General features: G+C 68.0%; 16 protein-coding genes. 4 read left to right on the top strand and 12 right to left on the bottom strand.

Going from position 1 to position 19,909, the window contains the following annotated elements:
- Positions 1-68 precede the first annotated feature (68 nt).
- The 3 genes from RZE79_RS08365 to RZE79_RS08355 form a co-directional block, all read right to left on the bottom strand.
- Complete coding sequence (locus RZE79_RS08365; protein WP_319359868.1) at positions 69-2,603, bottom strand: penicillin acylase family protein; 2,535 nt, start codon at positions 2,601-2,603, stop codon at positions 69-71.
- Positions 2,604-2,702: 99 nt separating this feature from the next.
- Positions 2,703-3,512, bottom strand: a complete 810-nt coding sequence (locus RZE79_RS08360; protein ID WP_319359867.1) for a helix-turn-helix domain-containing protein — start codon at positions 3,510-3,512, stop codon at positions 2,703-2,705.
- 104 nt (positions 3,513-3,616) lie between these two features.
- Positions 3,617-4,570 (bottom strand): LysR substrate-binding domain-containing protein, encoded by a 954-nt coding sequence (locus RZE79_RS08355; protein WP_319359866.1) that lies wholly within the window; start codon positions 4,568-4,570, stop codon positions 3,617-3,619.
- A 105-nt stretch (positions 4,571-4,675) separates the two neighbouring features.
- Between RZE79_RS08355 and RZE79_RS08350 the strand changes: the two genes are divergently transcribed.
- Positions 4,676-5,968, top strand: a complete 1,293-nt coding sequence (locus RZE79_RS08350; protein WP_319359865.1) for an MFS transporter — start codon at positions 4,676-4,678, stop codon at positions 5,966-5,968.
- Here the strand turns inward: RZE79_RS08350 and RZE79_RS08345 are convergent.
- Complete coding sequence (locus RZE79_RS08345; protein ID WP_319359864.1) at positions 5,929-6,996, bottom strand: adenosine deaminase; 1,068 nt, start codon at positions 6,994-6,996, stop codon at positions 5,929-5,931. The genes RZE79_RS08350 and RZE79_RS08345 overlap by 40 nt on opposite strands.
- Positions 6,997-7,227: 231 nt before the next feature.
- Between RZE79_RS08345 and fabA the strand changes: the two genes are divergently transcribed.
- From fabA to RZE79_RS08330, 3 genes are all read left to right on the top strand, one after another.
- Entirely contained in the window at positions 7,228-7,743 is a 516-nt protein-coding gene (gene fabA, locus RZE79_RS08340) for a 3-hydroxyacyl-[acyl-carrier-protein] dehydratase FabA (protein WP_056574156.1), read from the top strand.
- Positions 7,744-7,753: 10 nt separating this feature from the next.
- On the top strand, positions 7,754-8,974 hold the full coding sequence (gene fabB / locus RZE79_RS08335; RefSeq protein WP_319359863.1) for a beta-ketoacyl-ACP synthase I: 1,221 nt from the start codon (positions 7,754-7,756) through the stop codon (positions 8,972-8,974).
- Between the two features lie 104 nt (positions 8,975-9,078).
- Positions 9,079-9,480: a nuclear transport factor 2 family protein gene (locus RZE79_RS08330; protein WP_319359862.1), complete on the top strand. Its 402-nt coding sequence runs from the start codon at positions 9,079-9,081 to the stop codon at positions 9,478-9,480.
- A gap of 6 nt (positions 9,481-9,486) precedes the next feature.
- On the opposite strand, the gene RZE79_RS08325 is transcribed toward RZE79_RS08330, so the two are convergent.
- The 8 genes from RZE79_RS08325 to xdhB all read right to left on the bottom strand — a co-directional run bounded on the left by RZE79_RS08325 (position 9,487) and on the right by xdhB (position 19,908).
- Positions 9,487-9,864 (bottom strand): hypothetical protein, encoded by a 378-nt coding sequence (locus RZE79_RS08325; protein WP_319359861.1) that lies wholly within the window; start codon positions 9,862-9,864, stop codon positions 9,487-9,489.
- Between the two features lie 89 nt (positions 9,865-9,953).
- Complete coding sequence (locus tag RZE79_RS08320) at positions 9,954-11,123, bottom strand: BMP family ABC transporter substrate-binding protein (RefSeq protein ID WP_319359860.1); 1,170 nt, start codon at positions 11,121-11,123, stop codon at positions 9,954-9,956.
- 52 nt (positions 11,124-11,175) lie between these two features.
- Entirely contained in the window at positions 11,176-12,096 is a 921-nt protein-coding gene (locus tag RZE79_RS08315; RefSeq protein ID WP_319359859.1) for an ABC transporter permease, read from the bottom strand.
- Between the two features lie 2 nt (positions 12,097-12,098).
- Positions 12,099-13,241 (bottom strand): ABC transporter permease, encoded by a 1,143-nt coding sequence (locus RZE79_RS08310; protein ID WP_319359857.1) that lies wholly within the window; start codon positions 13,239-13,241, stop codon positions 12,099-12,101.
- Positions 13,228-14,781, bottom strand: a complete 1,554-nt coding sequence (locus RZE79_RS08305) for an ABC transporter ATP-binding protein (RefSeq protein ID WP_319359856.1) — start codon at positions 14,779-14,781, stop codon at positions 13,228-13,230. Before RZE79_RS08305 ends, RZE79_RS08310 begins: the two co-directional genes overlap by 14 nt.
- Positions 14,782-14,887: 106 nt before the next feature.
- On the bottom strand, positions 14,888-16,285 hold the full coding sequence (locus RZE79_RS08300) for an NCS2 family permease (protein ID WP_319359854.1): 1,398 nt from the start codon (positions 16,283-16,285) through the stop codon (positions 14,888-14,890).
- A gap of 76 nt (positions 16,286-16,361) precedes the next feature.
- Positions 16,362-17,354, bottom strand: coding sequence for a LysR family transcriptional regulator (locus RZE79_RS08295; RefSeq protein WP_319359853.1), 993 nt, complete (start codon positions 17,352-17,354; stop codon positions 16,362-16,364).
- Positions 17,355-17,448: 94 nt separating this feature from the next.
- Positions 17,449-19,908 (bottom strand): xanthine dehydrogenase molybdopterin binding subunit, encoded by a 2,460-nt coding sequence (gene xdhB, locus RZE79_RS08290; protein WP_319359851.1) that lies wholly within the window; start codon positions 19,906-19,908, stop codon positions 17,449-17,451.
- Position 19,909 lies beyond the last annotated feature (1 nt).

Genomic DNA, 19,909 nt, shown 5'->3' with positions numbered 1-19,909 from the left:
ACAGGCCGGGGCGCCTGATGCGGGGTCGGGATTTTAGTGCGGCGCCGCCTGCGCGCCGTGCGCAGGGCTTATTCGCTCACCACCGCGCTGCGGTAGGCCGCGTCGCCCTTGATCTCGGCTTCGGAGAACGGCACCTTGAGCCACTTCCCGGCGCTGTAGGCGCGGGTGTAGTCGGCGTTGTGCGCCGATGCGGGGTCGTCCGACTGCGAGAACGTCAGGAAGGTGTGGGCTTCCACACCGCCTTCGGGGAACCGCACGATCTGCATGTAGCTGTTGCCGTTCGGGTTGCCGTCCATGGTGTAGCCGCCCTTGTCGAGACGGTTCTCCGAGCACGCGATGGTGAAGTAGCCCGGCCCGCCGCAGCCGCCGTACAGCGGGATCTTCTGGCCGCCGCGCGTGGCGAACAGGTAGTCACCGCGCTGTGCATCGAGTGCGAAGCCGCTGGCTTCCACGCGTGCGACGGCCGCGCCGAAGGCCTGCTGCAAGGCAGTAGCGGCGCCCGCCTTCAGGTCGCGTGGCGTGTGGATCGGATCGCTCGCGCTGAACGGCACGTTGTAGAGCGTGGCCGACGGCAGCAGCGCCGCGCGGCTCCAGAACTCGTCCCAGATGTGCGCACCGCGCGCGCCGGTCACGCCGGTGTTGTTCCAGCTTCGCAGCGCCGCGCAGGCCGGCCCGGTGTCCACATCGCGTCCGATGGCTGCGCCGCCTTGCGGATCGGTCGCCACGTTGATCGTCGGCGTCGCGCACACCATGGCCAGCGCCTGGTCCTTGAACAGCTCGGCCGTCAACACACGGCTGTTGAGCACCATCTGCTTGACGGTTTCGGACGTGGCCACCTTGCCAGCGTAGTTGTCTGTGCCGTCGAGGCGCCCCTGCGCCATGAGGTTGCCCAGTCGCGTGCGGAAGGTCACGGGGTCGGTGCCGGCGGGGCCCATGATGTCCGGGTAGCCGGTCATCGGCGCCTTCGGGTTCGCCAGCCAGTAGCTGTCGTTCATGTTGGCCACGTAGTCGTCGCGCAGCAGGCTCGGCAGCCGCGCTGCACCGATGGCGCCCTTCTGCGCCGAGTCGGCATCGGTCTGCCAGTCGCACTCGCTCTTCGAACCGTCGAAGAACGGCACGCGCGGCAACGAGCCGCCGGCCGCGGTGCCCAGCGGCGTCGTGCAGCTGGCCACCTGGGTGGGCGACACGTTGGGAATCGCGCCGATGTCGGCATACCAGGCCTTGGCCGCGCCGCGGCCTACCGCCACGGTGTTGACCCACGGAATGGCCGCTTCCTCGCGCTGGATGGCGATGAACTCGTCGAGCGACTTGGCCTGGTTCCAGCGCAGCCAGTTCTTGAAGGTGCGGTAGTTCTCACCGTTGATGTCGCGGATCGCGAAGGCCGTGGTCTGGCTCCAGGCGAACGGCGCACCGAAGGCCGTGAGGTTGACCATCGGCCCGTACTCCGACTTGTAGAGCGTGCGCGTCACCGGCGCCACGCTGCCATCGGCCTGCTTCACGTTGACGGTGAGGTTCAGCGCCTGCATCTTCACGGGCTTGCCGTCGCGCATGTAGCTGGTCGGATCGCCCGCCGCGAGCTTCAGTTCGTAGAAGCCGAAGCGCCGCGCGGTCGACACCGTGTGGCTCCACGCGATGTTGTCGTTGAAGCCGATGAGGATCACCGGAATGCCGAGGAACGAGGTGCCGCTGATGTTGAGCTGGCCCGGAATCGTGAGCTGCGCCTGGTAGAAGCGGTCGGGCCCGCGCCAGTACCAGTGCGGGTTGCCGAAGAGCAGCGGGCTGCTGTCACCGGTCGCGGCCGTGCCGAAGCCGATCATGTTGCTGCCCACGCCCTCCTTGCCGCCGACCTGCAGCTCAGGCTCGGGCACGTTGACCGCCGCCAGCTGCAGCGCGCCCTTCTTTGCGCCGCTGCGCGCGGCCATCTTGGTGGGCGCTGCCGGCGCGGGTGCGATCGCATTGGCGATGTTCGGCAAGAAGTTGCTGTAGCCACCCGCGAGGTTGGCCGCGTACATGCGGCGGTAGATGTCCTCGGCGGTGATGGGCTTCACCCAGGCTTCGCTGCGGCAGGCTTCGTGCGCGGTGCCGCCGGCCTTCACGTCGCGCACGTAGCGGTTGTAGCCGGCGGCGAAGCCCTCGACCAGCTGCTTCAGGTTGTCGGGCTGGGCCGCGATCATCTTCGTGAGCACATCGGCCGAGATCACCTGCTTGTGGAAGAAGTCGGAGTCGATGTTCTTCGGCCGCGCGATGGTGCTGCTGGCCACGAGCTGCGCGTCGCCGCCGAGGTACTGCGAACGCTCGCCGCGGTAGGTGAGGAACGAGTCGGCCATCGTGCACAGGTCGTCTTCGGCCTGCGCAAAACCGTAGCCGTAGCCCACGCCGGGCCAGTTGTCGGCCTTGATGTGCGGCACGCCCATCGCGGTGCGGCGGATCTCGGCCTTGTAGGAGCCTTCGGCCGGTGGGTTGGTGGGCGGGTTGCCGGCGCCGGGAAAGAACGGGAACCCGCCTCCGCCTCCACCACCGCCGCCGCAGGCGGTGAGCGTGGCCGCTGTGACCAACGCGAGCAGGGACAGCGGCATGGCGCCGCGCGAGGATGTCTGTCTCATGGATGTCTCCGGTTGATGCTCTCTTGATGGAGCACCACCAGCTTAGGCAGGGAGACCGGCTGCGGCTTGAACGCAGCCGCTGTCATGCGGACAGGAGACTCAGTGGACGGTCGCGTCGCCCCACGCGTGCGACGCATGCGCATCGGCCGTCACCCGCACCTGGTTGGCCAGGAACGACGGCGACAGGCCGAAGTAGCGCTGGAAGGTGCGGCTCATGTGCGCCGCGTCGGTGAAACCACTGACCAGCGCCACGTCGGTCAGCGGGCGGCGCTCGGTGAACTGCTGCACCGTGCGGCGCACCTTGGTCCACAGCGCATAGCGCTTGATCGACACGCCCACCTGCTGCGCGAACAGATGCGTGAGCCGGTCGGGCGAGAGGAAGGCGAGTGCCGACAGCTCGCGCAGCGGAATCTGCCCCGCATGCGCGCGGATGGCCTGCAGCACACGCTCGATGCGGGGGTCGATGGCGGCCTTCAGCTCGGGGCTCTCGGTGATCGACGTGACCAGCGTCGAACTCAGCATCTGCAGGCGCCGGTCGGACAGCGCGCCGTGCTGCGCCGGTTCGAAGTCGTCGCGCGCGCGGCCGAAGCGGCGCGCATCGATCGGCTGGATGCCGTGGCCGCCCATGTGCCGCGACAGCATGCGGTAGGCGCTGGAGGCCGGGTCGAGGTTGAGCGACAGCAGCCCGCAGCCGTCGACGTCGAGGCGGCGCGACACATGCGGCGCCACCAGCGCGGCGGTGCAGCGCACGCGCGTACCGTCGACCGCCTCGAGCGTGAAGGGGCGGCCGCTCACCGACGCCAGCAGCGTGGCCGACGAACGGGCCGTGAGTCCCGACTGGATCGCCGGGGTGATATAGAGGAACCTGTCGTCCCACAGGTGCAGGGAGTTGTGCCGCGTAATGGTCATGCCGCCTCGCTTGGGTCTTGTCTCTTGCGCTTCTTGTCTTGTCTCTCGCGGCGGATTCTCACGCATTGCGGCCGGGCCCCGGCAAGGGTTTGCGACCCGTGGGGTCAGCGCGGTGGCACGGCCTGCAACTGCGCGTGCTGGCGCACCGCCTCCAGCAGCAGCGTGGCCAGCCGGCTCGCCGGCGCCTCGGCGCGGGCCTGCGCGCGGTACAGCACGAGCGAGATCTGCGGCAGCGCCGGCAGCGAGAGCACCGAACGGTCGAGCGTGCGCACATGCGAGGGCAGCCCGAACGGCGTGCGCACCGTGAGACCGAGGCCGGCCGAGGTCGCGGCCCACAGCGCGGCCAGGCTGGCACTGCCGAAGGCGCGGCGCCACGGCAGGCCGGCGCGGTCGAGCGCGGTGATGACGATCTCGCGCAGCGGGCACGGGGCGTCGAGCATGATGAGCGGCAGCGGCTCCTTGCTCTTGACCGCGCGAACGCCCGCGCGGTGCTCGCGCTCGGTCCACCAGGGCGCATCGACGCGCTCGGGCGCGGTCGGGCCGATCCACAGCAGCGGCATCCGCGCCACGCGCTCGGCGTAGGGCGACAGCGGCTGGTCGCCCGCGTCCCATGCCAGTGCCAGGTCGAGCTGGCCCAGCTCGAGCCGCTCGCGCAGCTCGCCACTGCGGGCCACGCAGGCCTCGATGCGCACCTTGGGATGCGCACGCGCAAAGCGGCCGAGCACGGCCGGCAGCAGCGTCTCGCCGAAGTCTTCCTGCAGGCCGAGCCGCACCCAGCCCTGCAGGTCGACGCCGCGCAAGGCGGCACTGGCCTCGTCGTTGAGTTCGAGCATGCGGTGCGCGTAGGCCAGCAGCGTTTCGCCGGCATCGGTGAGCGCCAGGCCCCGGCCCTCCTTGCGGAACAGCACGGTGCCGGCCTGCGCCTCCAGCTTTTTGAGCTGCGCGCTCACGGCCGAGGTCGAGCGGCCCAGCTTGTCGGCCGCGCGCGCATAGCTGCCGAGCGCCATGCCGGTGGAGAAGGTGCGCAGCACGTCGAGATCGAACATCACCTGGGTCATTGCGGGTCCTTGCGTCGGTTCTTTCATCGTCCTGAATTTCAGGACGGCTCGCCCATTATTTTCTGATTTTCAAAACCTTTGCAGCGGCGGACACTGCACCGCAACATGACCCATTCACCCTCCTCTCCCCCGGTGTTTTCTCGCCGCCACCGCTGGAAGGTGCTCGCCGCCGGCGTGGCCGCCAACGCGGCCTTCTCGGTCGCGTTCAGCGGCATCCCCATGACCGCCGTGCTCATGCGCACCGGCTACCAGCTCGACAACGCCGCGCTCGGCCTGGTGCTCGGCCTCATGGGCCTGGGCATCGCCGTGAGCGAGCTGCCGTGGGGCCTGCTGACCGATCGCTGGGGCGACCGCCCCGTGCTGCTGGCCGGGCTCGGCAGCACGGCGATCGCGCTGGTGGCGATGGCGCTGTGGGCTGCGCCGGGGCACGGCCACATTCCCGGTCTTGGCGTGCTCGGTGCGGGGCTGTTGCTGGTCGGCCTGCTCGGCGGCAGCGTGAACGGCGCCAGCGGGCGCGCGGTGATGACCTGGTTCGACGCCAGCGAGCGCGGCCTCGCCATGAGCATCCGGCAGACGGCTGTGCCGCTGGGCGGCGGCATCGGCGCGCTGGTGCTGCCTTTCGTCGCCCTGCACTTCGGCTTTGCCGCGCTCTACGGCCTGCTCGCGTTGCTGTGCGCGCTGAGCGCGGCGATGAGTTGGGCCTGGGTGCACGAGCCGCCCATTGCACCTCGTCATGCCAACGCAGAAGCGTCTGCGCCGAAGACCGGCCCGCTGCGCGATGTGCGCGTGTGGCGCATCGTGGCCGGCATCGGCATCCTGTGCGCGCCGCAGTTCGCGGTGCTCTCCTTCGGCACGGTGTTCCTGCACGACTTCGGCCATGTGGGCCTGGGCACGATCACCGCCGCCATGGTCTTCGTGCAGGTCGGCGCGATGGTGATGCGCGTGTGGAGCGGCCGATGGACCGACCGCCGCCGCAACCGCCCGGCCTACCTGCGGGCCTGCAGCGCACTCAGCGTGGTGCTGTTCGCGGGCCTGGCCGCGCTGGTGATGGCAGCGGGCACCGAGGCGCCGTCACCCGCGCTGCGCGGGACGCTGATCGCGCTGCTGGCCCTGAGCGGGGTGTGCGTGTCGGCCTGGCACGGCGTGGCCTACACCGAGCTGGCCACGCTGGCCGGCGCGGCGCGCGCCGGCACCGCGCTGGGCATGGCGAACACCAGCGTGTTCCTCGTGTGCTTCGTCACGCCCTTCTCGATTCCGCACCTGCTGGCGCTGCAGGGCTGGCCGCTCGTGTGGCTGGCGGCCAGTGCGTGTGCGCTGGTGGCGGTGCCGCTGCTCGTGCCGCGGACCGCGGCGGTGGATCAGAAGGTCGCGAAAACGGCGTTGAGCCGGTCGACGTAGGCGCGCTTGGCCGCCGCGTCGATGAAGCTGCCCTCGAAGCTGTTCGCCGCGAGCTGCCAGGCCTGCTGCACGCCGAGCCCGGTCGCGGCGAAGGTCTGCGTGAAGTTCTGGTTCATGTAGCCGCCGAAGTAGGCCGGGTCGTCCGAATTGACGGTGGCGACCAGCCCCGCCTCGAGCAGCGCGCCGAGGTTGTGCTGCGACAGGTCGGGGAACACGCACAGCTTGAGGTTCGACAGCGGGCACACGGTGAGCGGAATGCGGTCTTGCGCCAGCCGCTTCATCAGCGCCGGGTCTTTGGCGCTTTGCACGCCGTGGTCGACGCGCTCGACCTTCAGCACGTCGAGCGCGCTCCATACGTACGCTGGCGGGCCCTCTTCGCCCGCATGCGCGACGAGGTGGAAGCCCAGCTCGCGGCAGCGCGCGAACACGCGCGCGAACTTCTCGGGCGGATGACCGACCTCGCTCGAGTCGAGCCCCACGCCGATGAATTTGTCGCGGTACGGCAGCGCCTGCTCCAACGTCTCGAAGGCTTCTTCCTCGCTCAGGTGACGCAGGAAACACAGGATGAGCGAGGCGCTCACGCCCAGCTTGGGCAGCGCATCGACGCAGGCGCGGTGCAGGCCGTTGACCACCGTGTCCATCGAGACGCCGCGCGCCGTGTGCGTCTGCGGGTCGAAGAACATCTCGGTGTGCACCACGTGGTCGGCGGCGGCGCGCTCCAGGTAGGCCCAGGCCATGTCGTAGAAGTCCTGGCCTTTGAGCAGCACGCTGGCGCCGGCGTAGTAGATGTCGAGAAAGGTCTGCAGGTTGGTGAAGGCGTAGGCCTTGCGCAGTTCTTCGACGCTGGCATACGGAATCGAAACGCCGTTTCGCTGCGCGAGGGCAAAGATCAGTTCGGGCTCGAGCGAGCCTTCGATGTGCATGTGCAGCTCGGCCTTGGGCATGGCGCGCAGCAGCTCGGGCAGGCGTTCGGCGGAAATGCGCTGCGCGAAGCTGGGGTCGAACAGGGGGCGGCTGAAATCGGTCATGGCGTGGGAAATCGACGTTGTGATCGCGCACAGCATAAGGGCAGACACCCTGCGCGGCATCTCCGAAAACGTATACGCTGCCCACCCCTTTTCCCCCAAACTGATCTGGGTCAAATCGGGCCGCGCAGGATGCGATAGGCTTGGACCCCGGCAGGCCCGGCATCGGGTGTGTTCCCTCCAATCCGCGCCCAGCGTGCTTTTATGCCCTGGCGCCGTCCTTGATCGAATCGCATGACCCTACAAAACGCCTTCACCCGCGAAGACCTGCTGCGCTGCAGCCGCGGCGAACTGTTCGGCCCCGGCAACGCCCAGCTGCCCGCCCCGAACATGCTGATGGTGGACCGCATCACCCACATCAGCGCCGAGGGCGGCACCTACGGCAAGGGCGAACTCACGGCCGAACTCGACATCACGCCCGACCTGTGGTTTTTCGCCTGCCACTTCGAGGGCGACCCGGTCATGCCGGGCTGCCTGGGCCTGGACGCCATGTGGCAGCTGGTCGGCTTCTTCCTGGGCTGGCAGGGCCTGCCGGGCCGCGGCCGCGCCCTGGGCTCGGGCGAAGTGAAGTTCACGGGCCAGGTCTTGCCGACCGCCAAGCTCGTCACCTACAGCATCCAGATCAAGCGCGTGCTCAAGGGCAAGCTCAACCTGGCCATCGCCGATGGCTCGGTGAGCGTCGACGGCCGCCAGATCTACACCGCCGAAGGCCTGCGGGTCGGCGTGTTCACTTCCACCGACAACTTCTGAGGGTTTCGCCATGCGACGCGTCGTCATCACCGGCCTGGGCATCGTTTCGTGCCTGGGCAACGACAAGGAGACCGTCTCCGCCAACCTGCGCGCCAGCCGCCCCGGCATCCGGTTCCAGCCGGCCTATGCCGAAATGGGCCTGCGCAGCCAGGTGGCCGGCTCCATCGACCTTCCCCTCGAAGACCTCATCGACCGCAAGCTGTATCGCTTCGTCGGCCACGCGGCGGCCTACGCCTACCTGGCCATGAAGGACGCCATTGCCGATGCCGGCCTGACCGAAGAGCAGGTGTCCAACCCACGCACCGGCCTCATCGCCGGCTCGGGCGGCGCCTCCACGCTCAACCAGATGGAAGCGCTCGACCTGCTGCGCGAAAAGGGCGTCAAGCGCGTCGGCCCCTACCGCGTGACACGGACCATGAGTAGCACCGTGTCGGCCTGCCTGGCCACGCCGTTCAAGATCAAGGGCCTGAACTACTCCATCGCCTCGGCCTGCGCCACCAGCGCGCACTGCATCGGCAATGCCATGGAGCAGATCCAGATGGGCAAGCAGGACATCGTGTTCGCCGGCGGCGGTGAAGAAGAGCACTGGACCCAGTCGTTCCTGTTCGACGCCATGGGCGCGCTGTCCACCAAGTACAACGAGACGCCCGAAAAGGCCTCGCGTGCCTACGACGCCGAGCGCGACGGCTTCGTCATCGCCGGCGGCGGCGGCATGGTGGTGGTCGAGTCGCTCGACCACGCACTGGCACGCGGCGCAAAAATCTACGCCGAAATCGTCGGCTACGGCGCCACCTCCGACGGCTACGACATGGTCGCGCCCAGCGGCGAAGGCGCCGTGCGCTGCATGCAGATGGCCATGTCCACCGTCGACACGCCCATCGATTACCTCAACACCCACGGCACCTCGACGCCCGTCGGCGACGCCATGGAAATGAAGGGCGTGCGCGAGGTCTTCGGCGACAAGGCGCCGGCCATCAGCTCCACCAAGAGCCTGTCGGGCCACTCGCTGGGCGCCGCCGGCGTGCACGAGGCGATTTACTGCCTGCTGATGATGGAAGGCAACTTCATGGCCGGCTCGGCCAACATCGAGGCGCTCGACCCCGAAGTGGCCGACATGCCGATCCTCACTGCGACGCGCGAGAACGTCACCGTCGACACCGTGATGAGCAACAGCTTCGGCTTCGGCGGCACCAACGCCACGCTGGTGCTGAAGCGCTGGCAAGGCGCGTAAGAAGAACACCTGCCGGTCCCGTCGCGCTTGCGACGATGGGCCCGCAGGCGCTTCGCTAGACTGGGTTTTCCGTGCTTCCATCCACCGCGCGAGGAGACAGACCCATGGCGATCGACAACACCCTTTCCACCTGGCACCGGCTCGTCAAGTCACGCGACGTCGCGGGGCTTGATGCCCTGCTGGCCGACGACGCCGTCTTCCTGTCGCCCGTGGTGCACCGGCCGCAGGTCGGCAAGGCCATCACGAAGCAGTACCTCGCCGCGGCCTTCCAGGTCTTCTTCAACGAGAGCTTCCGCTACGTGCGCGAGCTCCAGGGCCCGAACGATGCGGTGCTCGAGTTCGAACTGGAACTGGACGGCATCGCCATCAACGGCGTCGACATGATGAAGTGGAACGCCGACGGGCAGATCACCGAGTTCAAGGTGATGCTGCGCCCGCTGAAGGCGGTGAACCTCATCCACCAGAAGATGGCGGCGCAGCTGCAGGCGGCTGCCCCGCAAGCCTGAGCCCGCTCAGGGGCAGGCCAGTTCCGTCTTGGCCACGGCACACAGCCGTGCTTTCTCGGGCGCGGGCAACGTGAACCCCGGCATCAACCCGTCCAGCCGCAGCACCGCCGGGTAGAGCCGCGCATCCTGCGGGTTCTTGCGGTAGGCCCGCAGCACCAGTTGCTGGCCTTCCTTGCCGCAATGCTGGCGCTGCTGGCGCGCCACTTCCTTGTCGTGCGCCGACCCGTCGCCGTTGAATTCGCCGGCGAAGTGAAAGCACATTTCCGCGTCGTCCACGGCCTTGCGCAGGCGCTGCTCCTCTTTCGAGAACGTCGGCGGTGCGGCGAACGACAACGACACGGCCAGCAGTGCCGCGCCTGCCACCATGACTCCTTGCAGCTTCATGAGATGAACCTCTTGTCCGAATGAAAAAAGGGCCGTCCGCAGACGACCCTTCTCGTGGCAATCGCCGAAGCGATGGTTTGATCGATCGATTACTTCTTGTCGCCGCCCGGCACCTTGCCTTCGACGCCCTTGACGTAGAAGTTCACGCCCGACAGGAACTTGTCGTCGGCGACCGCGTCCTTGGCGATCAGCTCCTTGCCGTCCTGGCCGACGATCGGGCCCTTCCAGATCGAGAAGCTGCCGTCCTTCAGGCCCTTCTTGATTTCGTCGACCTTGGCCTTGGTTTCGGCCGGCACGTCTTCGGCGATCGAGACGATGTCGATCGCGCCTTCCTTGACGCCCCACCAGGTCTGGCCGGTGGCCCACTTGCCGTCCAGCGCGTCTTGCGTGGTCTTGATGTAGTACGGCGCCCAGTTGATGATGGCCGAGCCCAGGTGGGCCTTCGGGCCGTAGGCGGTCATGTCGGAATCCCATCCGAAGGCGCGCTTGCCCTTCTCTTGTGCGGTCTTCAGCACGGCCGGCGAGTCGGTGTTCTGGAACAGCACGTCGGCGCCGCCGTTGATGAGGGCGGTGGCGGCTTCGGTTTCCTTCGGCGGGCTGAACCACTCGTTCACCCACACGACCTTGGTCGTGATCTTCGGGTTCACCGACTGCGCGCCCAGCGTGAAGCTGTTGATGTTGCGCAGCACTTCAGGAATCGGCACCGAGCCGACGACGCCCAGCGTGTTGCTCTTGGTCATCGAGCCGGCGATCACGCCGGCCATGTACGCGCCTTCGTAGGTGCGGCTGTCGTAGGTGCGCATGTTCTCGGCCGTCTTGTAGCCGGTGGCATGCTCGAACTTCACGTCCTTGCTGTCGTTGGCGACCTTGAGCATGGGCTCCATGTAGCCGAAGGTGGTGCCGAAGATCAGCTTGTTGCCCTGGCCCACGAAGTCGCGGAACACGCGCTCGGCGTCGGCCGATTCGGGCACGCTTTCGACGAAGGTGGTCTTGATCTTGTCGCCGAATTCCTTCTCGAGCGCCTTGCGTGCGTTGTCGTGCGCGAACGACCAGCCGCCGTCGCCCACGGGACCGACATAGGCGAAAGCGATGTTCAGCGGCGCTGCCGGTGCGGGAGCCGGAGCGGCTGCGGGCGCCGGTGCCGGCGATGCAGCGGGAGCGGCCGCCTCTTCCTTCTTGCCGCAGCCGATGAGGGCCGCCGAAGCCACCGCGGTGAGTGCCGCGAGCTTGAGCAGGGAACGCTTGTTCAGATCATTCATTGTCGAAATCCTCAGAAGAAAAGGACGGGTTGGCAAAAAAACGAGAACGCGATTATGAGCCGGGGTAGAACGGTTTCCCCATCGACGCCGGCATGTTGATGCGGATGAAGGCGGGGTTGCGCGAGATCAGCGCCAGCACCACGATCGGCGCGATGTACTGGGCCATGCTGAGGAACTGCGAGGGCACGTCGACGCCGCTGCTCTGCAGGTGAAAACCGAGCATCGAGACGCCGCCGAACAGGTAGGCGCCGAGCAGCACGCGAATGGGCCGCCAGGTGGCAAACGTGGTCAGCGCCAGCGCGATCCAGCCGCGCCCGGCGACCATGCCCTCGACCCACAGCGGCGTGTACACGGTCGACAGGTACGCGCCCGCCAGCCCGCACAGCGCGCCGCCCGCGATCACCGCGAGGAAGCGGATGCGCCGCACCGGGTAGCCCAGTGCATGCGCCGACTCGGGCGACTCGCCCACCGAACGCAGCACGAGGCCGGCGCGGGTGCGGTACAAGAACCAGATGAGCCCGATGGTCAGCAGCACGGCCACGTACACCATCGGGTGATGCCGGAACAGCGCCGGGCCGGCCAGCGGAATGTCGGCCAGCACGGAAATGGCGAAGGGCGTGCTCTCGGGCAGCTTGGCCTGCACGAAGCTGATGCCGGCAAAGGCCGAGAAGCCGACGCCGAACAGGCTCAGCGCGAGCCCCGTGGCGTACTGGTTGGTGTTGAGCCAGATCACGAGCACGCCGAAGAACGCCGCGAGCAAGGCACCGGCCGCCATGCCGGCCAAAAAGCCGAGCCAGGGGTTGTGCGTGACGACCACCGTCGCAAAGCCCGCGATGGCGGCGCACAGCATCATGCCCTCGGCACCGAGGTTGACGATGCCGGCCTTCTCGTTGATCAGCAGGCCCAGCGCCGCGATGGCGAGCACGGTGCCCGCGCTCAGGGTCGAACCCAGCAGGAGTGCGTAGCTTTCCATGGTCAGTGACCCCCTTCGGTGGTGGCTGCGGGCGCGGTGATCGGCGTGCTGGCTTGCAGCGAGGCCGTGGCCGTGGTCGCGGCCTTGGCGCCGGCCTTGCGGCGGATGCGGTAGGCGATGAGCGTGTCGCAGGCCAGCAGCGTGAACAGCAGCAGGCCCTGGAACACGCCGGTGAGCGACTTGGGCAGGCCCAGGCGCGACTGCGCGAGTTCGCCGCCGATGTAGAACATGCTCATCAGGATGGCCGAGAAGATCATGCCCACCGGATGCAGCCGCCCGACGAAGGCCACGATGATGGCTGCGAAGCCGTAGCCCGCGGGCACGTACGGCGTGAGCTGGCCGATGGGGCCCGCCACTTCGAGCGCGCCCGCCAGGCCGGCTGCGCCGCCCGAGGTGAGCAGCGCGATCCACACGGCGCGGCGTGCCGAGAAGCCCGCATAGCGCGCCGCCGCGGGCGCCAGCCCGCCGACCTGCTGCGCAAAGCCCGCGCGCGTGCGGAACAAAAACACCCACAGCGCGCCCGCGCCGACGAGCGCGATGATCAGCCCGATCGACACGCGCGAGCCCTTCATGAGGCGCGGAATTTGCGTCACCGCCTCGAAGGTCTTGGTCTGCGGAAAGTTGTAGCCCTGCGGATCTTTCCAGGGGCCGAAGACCAGGTAGCTCAGCATCAGCGTGGCCACGTAGACCAGCATCAGGCTCACGAGGATTTCGTTGGCGTTGAACTTGTCGCGCAAAAACGCGACGATGCCCGCCCACACCATGCCGCCGGCGATGCCCGCCAGCAAGATGGCCACGACGATCCAGCTGCCGGTGCTCTTGTCGGCCAGCAGCGCCACGCCGCCCGCCGCGATGGCGCCACAGACGAACTGCCCTTCGGCGCCGATGTTCCACACATTGGAGCGAAAGCACACGGCCAGGCCGAGTGCAATGATGAGCAGCGGCGTGGCCTTCACCATCAGCTCGCCGATGGCGTAGCCGCTCTTGATCGGTTCGTAGAAGAACACCTGCAGACCCTTGACCGGGTCCTTGCCGAGCGCGGCGAACAGCGCCACGCCGATGAGCACGGTGATCAGCAGCGCCAGGATCGGCGAGGCAAAGCTCCAGAAGCGCGACAGCTCCGGGCGGGGTTCAAGCTTGAGCATGCGCGCCCTCCTCTTTCTTCTTGTTGTGGTGCTGCTGTTGATCCTGCGGCCACAGGCCGCTCATCCACTCGCCGATCTGCGGCAGCGTGGCCGCCGCGCGATCGATCGAGGGCGACAGCCGCCCCTTGGCGATCACGTGCAGCCGGTCGCAGATGTTGAACAGCTCGTCGAGCTCCTCGCTGATCACGAGCACGGCGCAGCCGGCATCGCGCAGCGCGAGGATCTCGGCATGGATCAGCGCGGCCGCGCCCACGTCCACGCCCCAGGTCGGTTGCGAAACGATGAAGAGCTTGGGGTTGGCGTCGATCTCGCGGCCGACGATGAATTTCTGCAGGTTGCCGCCCGACAGCGAGCGTGCCGCCGCGTTCGGGCCGCCGGCCTTCACCTTGAAGCGCTCGATGATGGAACGCGCCTGCTTGTCGAGTTCGGCGGTGCGGATCCATCCGCCCTTGCCGACCGCATTGCTGCGCGTGAGCAGCAGGTTGTGCGCCAGGCCCAGCGTGGGCACGGCGCCGCGCCCCAGCCGTTCCTCGGGCACGAAATGCAGGCCCAGCGCGCGCCGTGCACGCGGGCGCAGCCGGCCGGCCGGCTTGTCGAACACCCGCACCATGGCGGACTCGGCGCGCACGTCCTCGCCCGAGAGCGTGTACAGCAGTTCCTTCTGGCCGTTGCCCGAGACACCGGCGATGCCGACGACCTCGCCCGCGCGCACGTCGAACGAGATGCCGTCCAGGTCGACGCCGAACTGGTCTTCACGCGCCAGCTTCAGGCCCTGCACGCGCAGCGCCACCGCGCCGGCATGCAGCGGGCGGTGCTGCAGCGGCGGCGGTTCGCTGCCGATCATGAGGCGCGAGAGCGATTCGGTGCTCTCGTTGCGCGGGTTGCACACACCTGTGACCTTGCCGCCGCGCAGCACGGTGCAGGCCGTGCACAGCTCCTGGATCTCGTGCAGCTTGTGGCTGATGTACAGGATGCTGCAGCCTTCCGAGGCCAGCTTGTTCAGCACGCCGAACAGGCGGATGACAGCCTGCGGCGTGAGCACCGAGGTCGGCTCGTCCAGGATGAGCAGCTTGGGGTTGGTGAGCAGCGCGCGGATGATTTCGACCCGCTGCATCTCGCCCACCGACAGCGTGTGCACGGGGCGCGCGGGGTCGATGTCCAGGCCGTACTCGCTGGCCTTGGCCGTGATGCTGCGGGCCACTTCGGCCAGCGCGAGCGATTTGTCCAGGCCCAGCCAGACGTTCTCGGCCACGGTGAGCGTGTCGAACAGGCTGAAGTGCTGGAACACCATGCTGATGCCCAGCGCGCGCGCCTGCTGCGGGTTGCGCAGGTTGACCGCCTGGCCGTCGAAGGTGACGGTGCCTTCGTCGGGCTTGACCGAGCCGTAGATGATCTTCATCAACGTCGATTTGCCCGCGCCGTTCTCTCCGAGCACGGCGTGGATTTCGCCGGGCTGCACGGCCAGGGAGATGTCGCTGTTGGCCACCACCGCGGGGTACCGCTTGGTGATGTGCGCCAGCTGGAGTCTGGGGGTTGTCATGCCGGGTTTCGTGGGTTTGTCTCGTCAACTGCAACAAGCGGGGACAGCTATGAGTTTAATAGCGCCCCCGCGACCATCGGCGCCCGACGGCGCTCTGCTCAGCCTCTCAGTGCCCGCCGATGTAGGCGAACTTGAACAGGAAGATCGCCGCGATCACCCAGACCATCGCATGCACTTCCCGTGCCCGGCCGGTGCACAGCTTGAGCACGGCGTAGGTGATGAAGCCGAAGGCCAGGCCGTTGGCGATCGAGTAGGTGAAGGGCATGGCCAGCGCCGTCACGGCGGCCGGGATCACCTCGGTGGTGTCTTCCCAGTCGAGCTCGACCAGGTCGCGCAGCATCAGGCAGCCCACGAAGAGCAGCGCCGGTGCGGTGGCGTAGGCCGGCACCGAGCCCGCCAGCGGCGAGATCATCAGGCAGGCCAGGAACAGCACCGCCACCACCACGGCCGTGAGGCCGGTGCGGCCACCGGCTTGCACGCCGGCTGCGCTCTCCACATACGCCGTGGTGCTCGAAGTGCCGAGCAGCGAGCCCGCGAAGATCGCGCCGCTGTCGGCCAGCAGCGCCTTGTTCATGCGCTCCATCTTGCCGGGCACCAGGAGGCCGGCACGCTTGGCCACGCCCATCAGCGTGCCGGTGGCATCGAACATCTCGACCAGGAAGAACACCAGCACCACGTTCAGGATGCCGCCCTTGAGTGCGCCGAGGATGTCCAGCTGCATGAAGGTCGGTGCGATGGACGGCGGCGCATCGAACACGCCGTGGAACTTGTTGCCGCCAAAGAAGAACGACAGCACCGTCACCAGCATGATCCCGATCAGGATCGCCCCGCGCACCTTCAATCGGTCGAGCGCCACGATGACGAGAAAGCCGATGGTCGCCAGGATCACGGGCGCCGAGTGCAGGTCGCCCAGCGTGACGAAGGTGGCCGGCGAGGCGGCGACGATGCCGGCGCTCTTCAGCGCGATGAGCGCCAGGAACATGCCGATGCCCACGGTGATCGCTGTTCGCAGCGACTGCGGTATGCCCGCGATGAACAGCTCCCGCAATCCGGTGACCGTCACGATCAAAAAGAGGCAGCCCGAGATGAACACCGCGCCCAACGCGACCTGCCACGTGTAGCCCATGCCGAGCACGACCACGTAGGCGAAGTAGGCGTTCAGGCCCATGCCCGGCGCCATGGCGATCGGGTAGTTGGCGTACAGGCCCATGATCAGCGTGCCGATGGCCGCGATCAGGCAGGTGGCGACGAAGACGGCGCCCTTGGGCATGCCCGCGTCCCCGAGGATCGAGGGGTTCACGAAGATGATGTAGGCCATCGTCAGGAAGGTCGTCAGCCCTGCGATGACTTCGGTGCGCACGGTGGTGTTGTGCTCGGTCAGCTTGAAAAAGCGTTCCAGCAGACCGGCGTTGGCCGGTGCGCCCGCCGCACGCAACGGCGCCGCCTCGGTGACCCCGGCGGCCCGGGGAGTGGTGGCCTTGGGCACCTCTTCATACCTGTTCATTTCGCTTGTCTCCAGCTGTTGTATGTGGCGGTTCGTTCATCGTTGCCTCGGTCGCGACGCCGGCGCGACGGAGGGCTCAGGGAGGATCGGAAATCGGTTCAGCCGGCAGGGTTCGCGCGGCCACTGGTGCGGCCTCGAAGCCGGGCCGCAGCGACGCCGCCACGCCCTTGATGCATTCGCGCAGCCAGCGCGCGGAGCTCGAGGAATGCGTGCGTTCGTGCCAGAGCTGGTAGTACATGAGGCGCGGCAAGGCGGCCGGGCACTCGAGGATCTTCAGGGGCAGCCGTGCGGCGAAGCGCTCGCAGTACTGGCGCCCCGTGGTCAGCACCAGCAGGCTCGAGGCCACCATGTCCGGAATGAGGCCGAAGTGCGCGCAGCGCGCCGTGATGTTGCGCTGCCGGCCCAGCTCGTCGAGCATCTGGTCGATGATGCCGCGCCCGCCCGGGTGCATGGGCGTCGGCGCGATGTGCTCGGCCGCCAGCCAGGTTTCCAGGTCCCACCCGCGCCGCACGGCCGGATGGTCCTGGTTGACCAGCGACACCACCTCGTCGCCAAAGAGGCGCGCCATGTGCAGGTCTTCCGGCGGCTTGAGCCAGTTGCCGATCACCAGGTCGACCTGCCCGAGCGCCAGGTGCCCGTGGTAGTCCGAGTCGGGCGAGAGCGCGTGGATCTCGATCTGGCACAGCGGTGCCTCGCGCTTGACCTGCGCCACCAGCATCGGCAGGAACAGCGGGTCCATGTAGTCGCTGGCCGCGATGCGGAAGGTGGTGGCCGCCGACTGCGGCTCGAAACCCCGCGCATCCGAGAACAGCATCTCGGCCGCGCGAAGAATGCTGGCCGCGGGCTCGATCATGCGCAGCCCCGCGTCGGTCGGCACCATGCCCGAGCCCGAGCGCACCAGCAGCGGGTCGCCCGACAGCTCGCGCAGGCGCTTCAGCGCGGCCGAGACGGCCGGCTGGTACATGCCCAGGCGGATGGCGGCGCGCGAGACGCTGCGGTCGGTCAGCACGGTATGAAGCACCCGTATGAGATGAAGATCGATCTTGTCGAAAAGCGCCTGGTCTCTCATGGCTGTTCACACCTTTCTTGTCTGTGCGAACAGTTATACAGCGCAACATTTGGAGAACGGAAGGACGCTCGGACCGTGCGAGCACGGCCGGTGCTCATTCGCCAGAGGCTGCCTGCACCGCGGTCAGGGCGCGGAGGATGGATTCGCTCGTGGCCGGCGCCTTCAGCGGCGGATCGACCCGGTGCCCGCCCGCGGCCGACACGGCATCGCGGATCGCGAAGAACACCGAGAACGGCAGCAACAGCGGCGGTTCGCCCACGGCCTTGCTGCGGTGAATGGAGTCTTCGACGTTCTGGCCCTCGAACAGGCGCACGTTGAACACCGGCGGGCAGTCGTTGGCGGTCGGGATCTTGTAGGTGCTCGGCGCGTGCGTGGTGAGCTTGCCGCTCGCCGGATGCCACACCAGCTCTTCGGTGGTGAGCCAGCCCATGCCCTGGATGAAGGCGCCTTCGACCTGGCCGATGTCCACGGCCGGGTTCAGCGACTTGCCTGCGTCGTGCAGGATGTCGGCACGCAGCAGCTTCCATTCGCCGGTGAGCGTGTCGACCACCACTTCGCTCACCGCCGCGCCGTAGGCGTAGTAGTAGAACGGGCGGCCCTGCATCTTGTCCTTGTCCCAGCTCAGGCCGGGCGTGGCGTAGAAGCCGTCGGACCACAGCTGTTTGCGGTCGAGGTAGGCCTCGCCCACCACGGTGCTGAAGGCCAGCGTGCGGCCGTTCACTTCGACCTGGTCGTTGGCAAAGCGCACGTCGGCGGCGTTGCCGCCATGGCGCTCGGCGGCGCAGGCGGCCAGGCGTTCGCGGATCTGGCGCGCGGCATCCTGCGCGGCCTTGCCGTTCAGGTCGGCGCCGGTCGAGGCGGCCGTGGCCGAGGTGTTGGCCACTTTCGTCGTGTCGGTCGCAGTGACGCGCACGCGCTCGAAGCTCACGCCCAGTTCGTGCGCCACCACCTGCGCCACCTTGGTGTTCAGGCCCTGGCCCATCTCGGTGCCGCCGTGGTTCACGAGAATCGAGCCATCGGTGTACACGTGCACGAGTGCGCCGGCCTGGTTGAAGTGCTTCACGTTGAACGAGATGCCGAACTTCAGCGGCGCCAGCGCCAGGCCGCGCTTGAGCACGACGCTCTTCGCATTGAAGGCGGCGATCTCTTCACGGCGCAGGCGGTAGTCGCTGGTTTCTTCCAGCTCGGCCACGAGTTCGTGGACGATGTTGTCCGTCACGGTCTGGCGGTACGGCGTGACGTTGTTCTCGCCCTTGCCGTAGAAGTTGACGCGCCGCACGTCGAGCGGGTCGCGTTTCAGTTCGCGCGCCACCGAGTCCATGATGTTCTCGATGGCAATGGCGCCCTGCGGGCCGCCGAAGCCGCGGAACGCGGTGTTGCTCTGCGTGTTGGTCTTGCCCGAGAAGCCGTGCATGCTCACGTTGGGCAGCCAGTAGGCGTTGTCGAAGTGGCACAGCGCGCGCGTCATCACCGGGCCCGACAGGTCGGCCGAATGGCCGGCGCGCGAGACCATGGTGATCTCGGCGCCGAGGATGCGGCCCTCGTCGTCGTAGCCCACGTCGTACTCGTACCAGAAGCAGTGGCGACGGCCGGTGATCATGAAGTCGTCGTCGCGGTCGAGCCGCAGCTTCACCGGGCGCTGCAGCTGGCGCGCCGCAATGGCCGCCACGCAGGCAAAGATCGCCGACTGCGATTCCTTGCCGCCGAAGCCGCCGCCCATGCGCCGGCATTCCACATGCACTTCGTTCGAGGACAGGTGCAGCGCATGCGCCACCAGGTGCTGCATCTCGCTCGGGTGCTGCGTCGAACAGTGGATGTGCAGCGTGCCGCCCTCTTTCGGAATGGCGTAGCTGATCTGGCCTTCGAGATAGAACTGTTCCTGCCCGCCCACGTCGAGCGTGGCGCTGTGGCGATGCGGTGCCTTGGCGATGGCGGCGCGCACGGCGGCCTCGTCGCCTTCGTTGGCGGCCCCGCCGCTGCGCACGATGTGCATCGGCGGCACCACGTACTGGCCGCGCGCATGCGCGTCCTGCGGCGTGATGACGGGCGGCTGCGCCTCGAGGGTGATCGCGTCCTTGGCCTTGGCGGCGGCGCGGCGCGCGGCATCGCGCGTTTCGGCGATCACGGCGAACACGGGCTGGCCGAGGTAGCGGATCTGGCCGCCGTCGTTCACGGGCAACAGGATCGGGTCGTCATGGACGATCGAGCCGCAGTCGTTGGTGCCGGGGATGTCGTCGGCGGTGAGCACCGCGACCACGCCGGGCATGGCGCGGATGGCGTCGAGCGACAGCGCCGTCACGCGGCCGTTGGCCACCGGCGACAGGCCCAGCGCGCAGTGCAGCGTGCCGGCGAGTTCGGGAATGTCGTCGATGTAGGTGGCTTCGCCGGCCACGTGCAGGTGCGCCGACTCGTGCGGGCGGCTGATGCCCACGCGCATGCCGCGGTCGTGCGCCAGCGCTTCGGCGCCCACGTCGATGCGGGCGGCGGTGTTCTTCAGGTAGTCGGCAAAGGCCTCGGCGGGCTGCAGCAGGCGGGCGTCGATGGGTTTGTTCATG

The organism is Variovorax sp. EBFNA2 (assembly GCF_033802765.1).
Classification (GTDB): domain Bacteria; phylum Pseudomonadota; class Gammaproteobacteria; order Burkholderiales; family Burkholderiaceae_C; genus Variovorax; species Variovorax paradoxus_H.
Note: the sequence above shows the minus strand (reverse complement) of the source record. Positions and strands in the feature narration are given on the sequence as shown.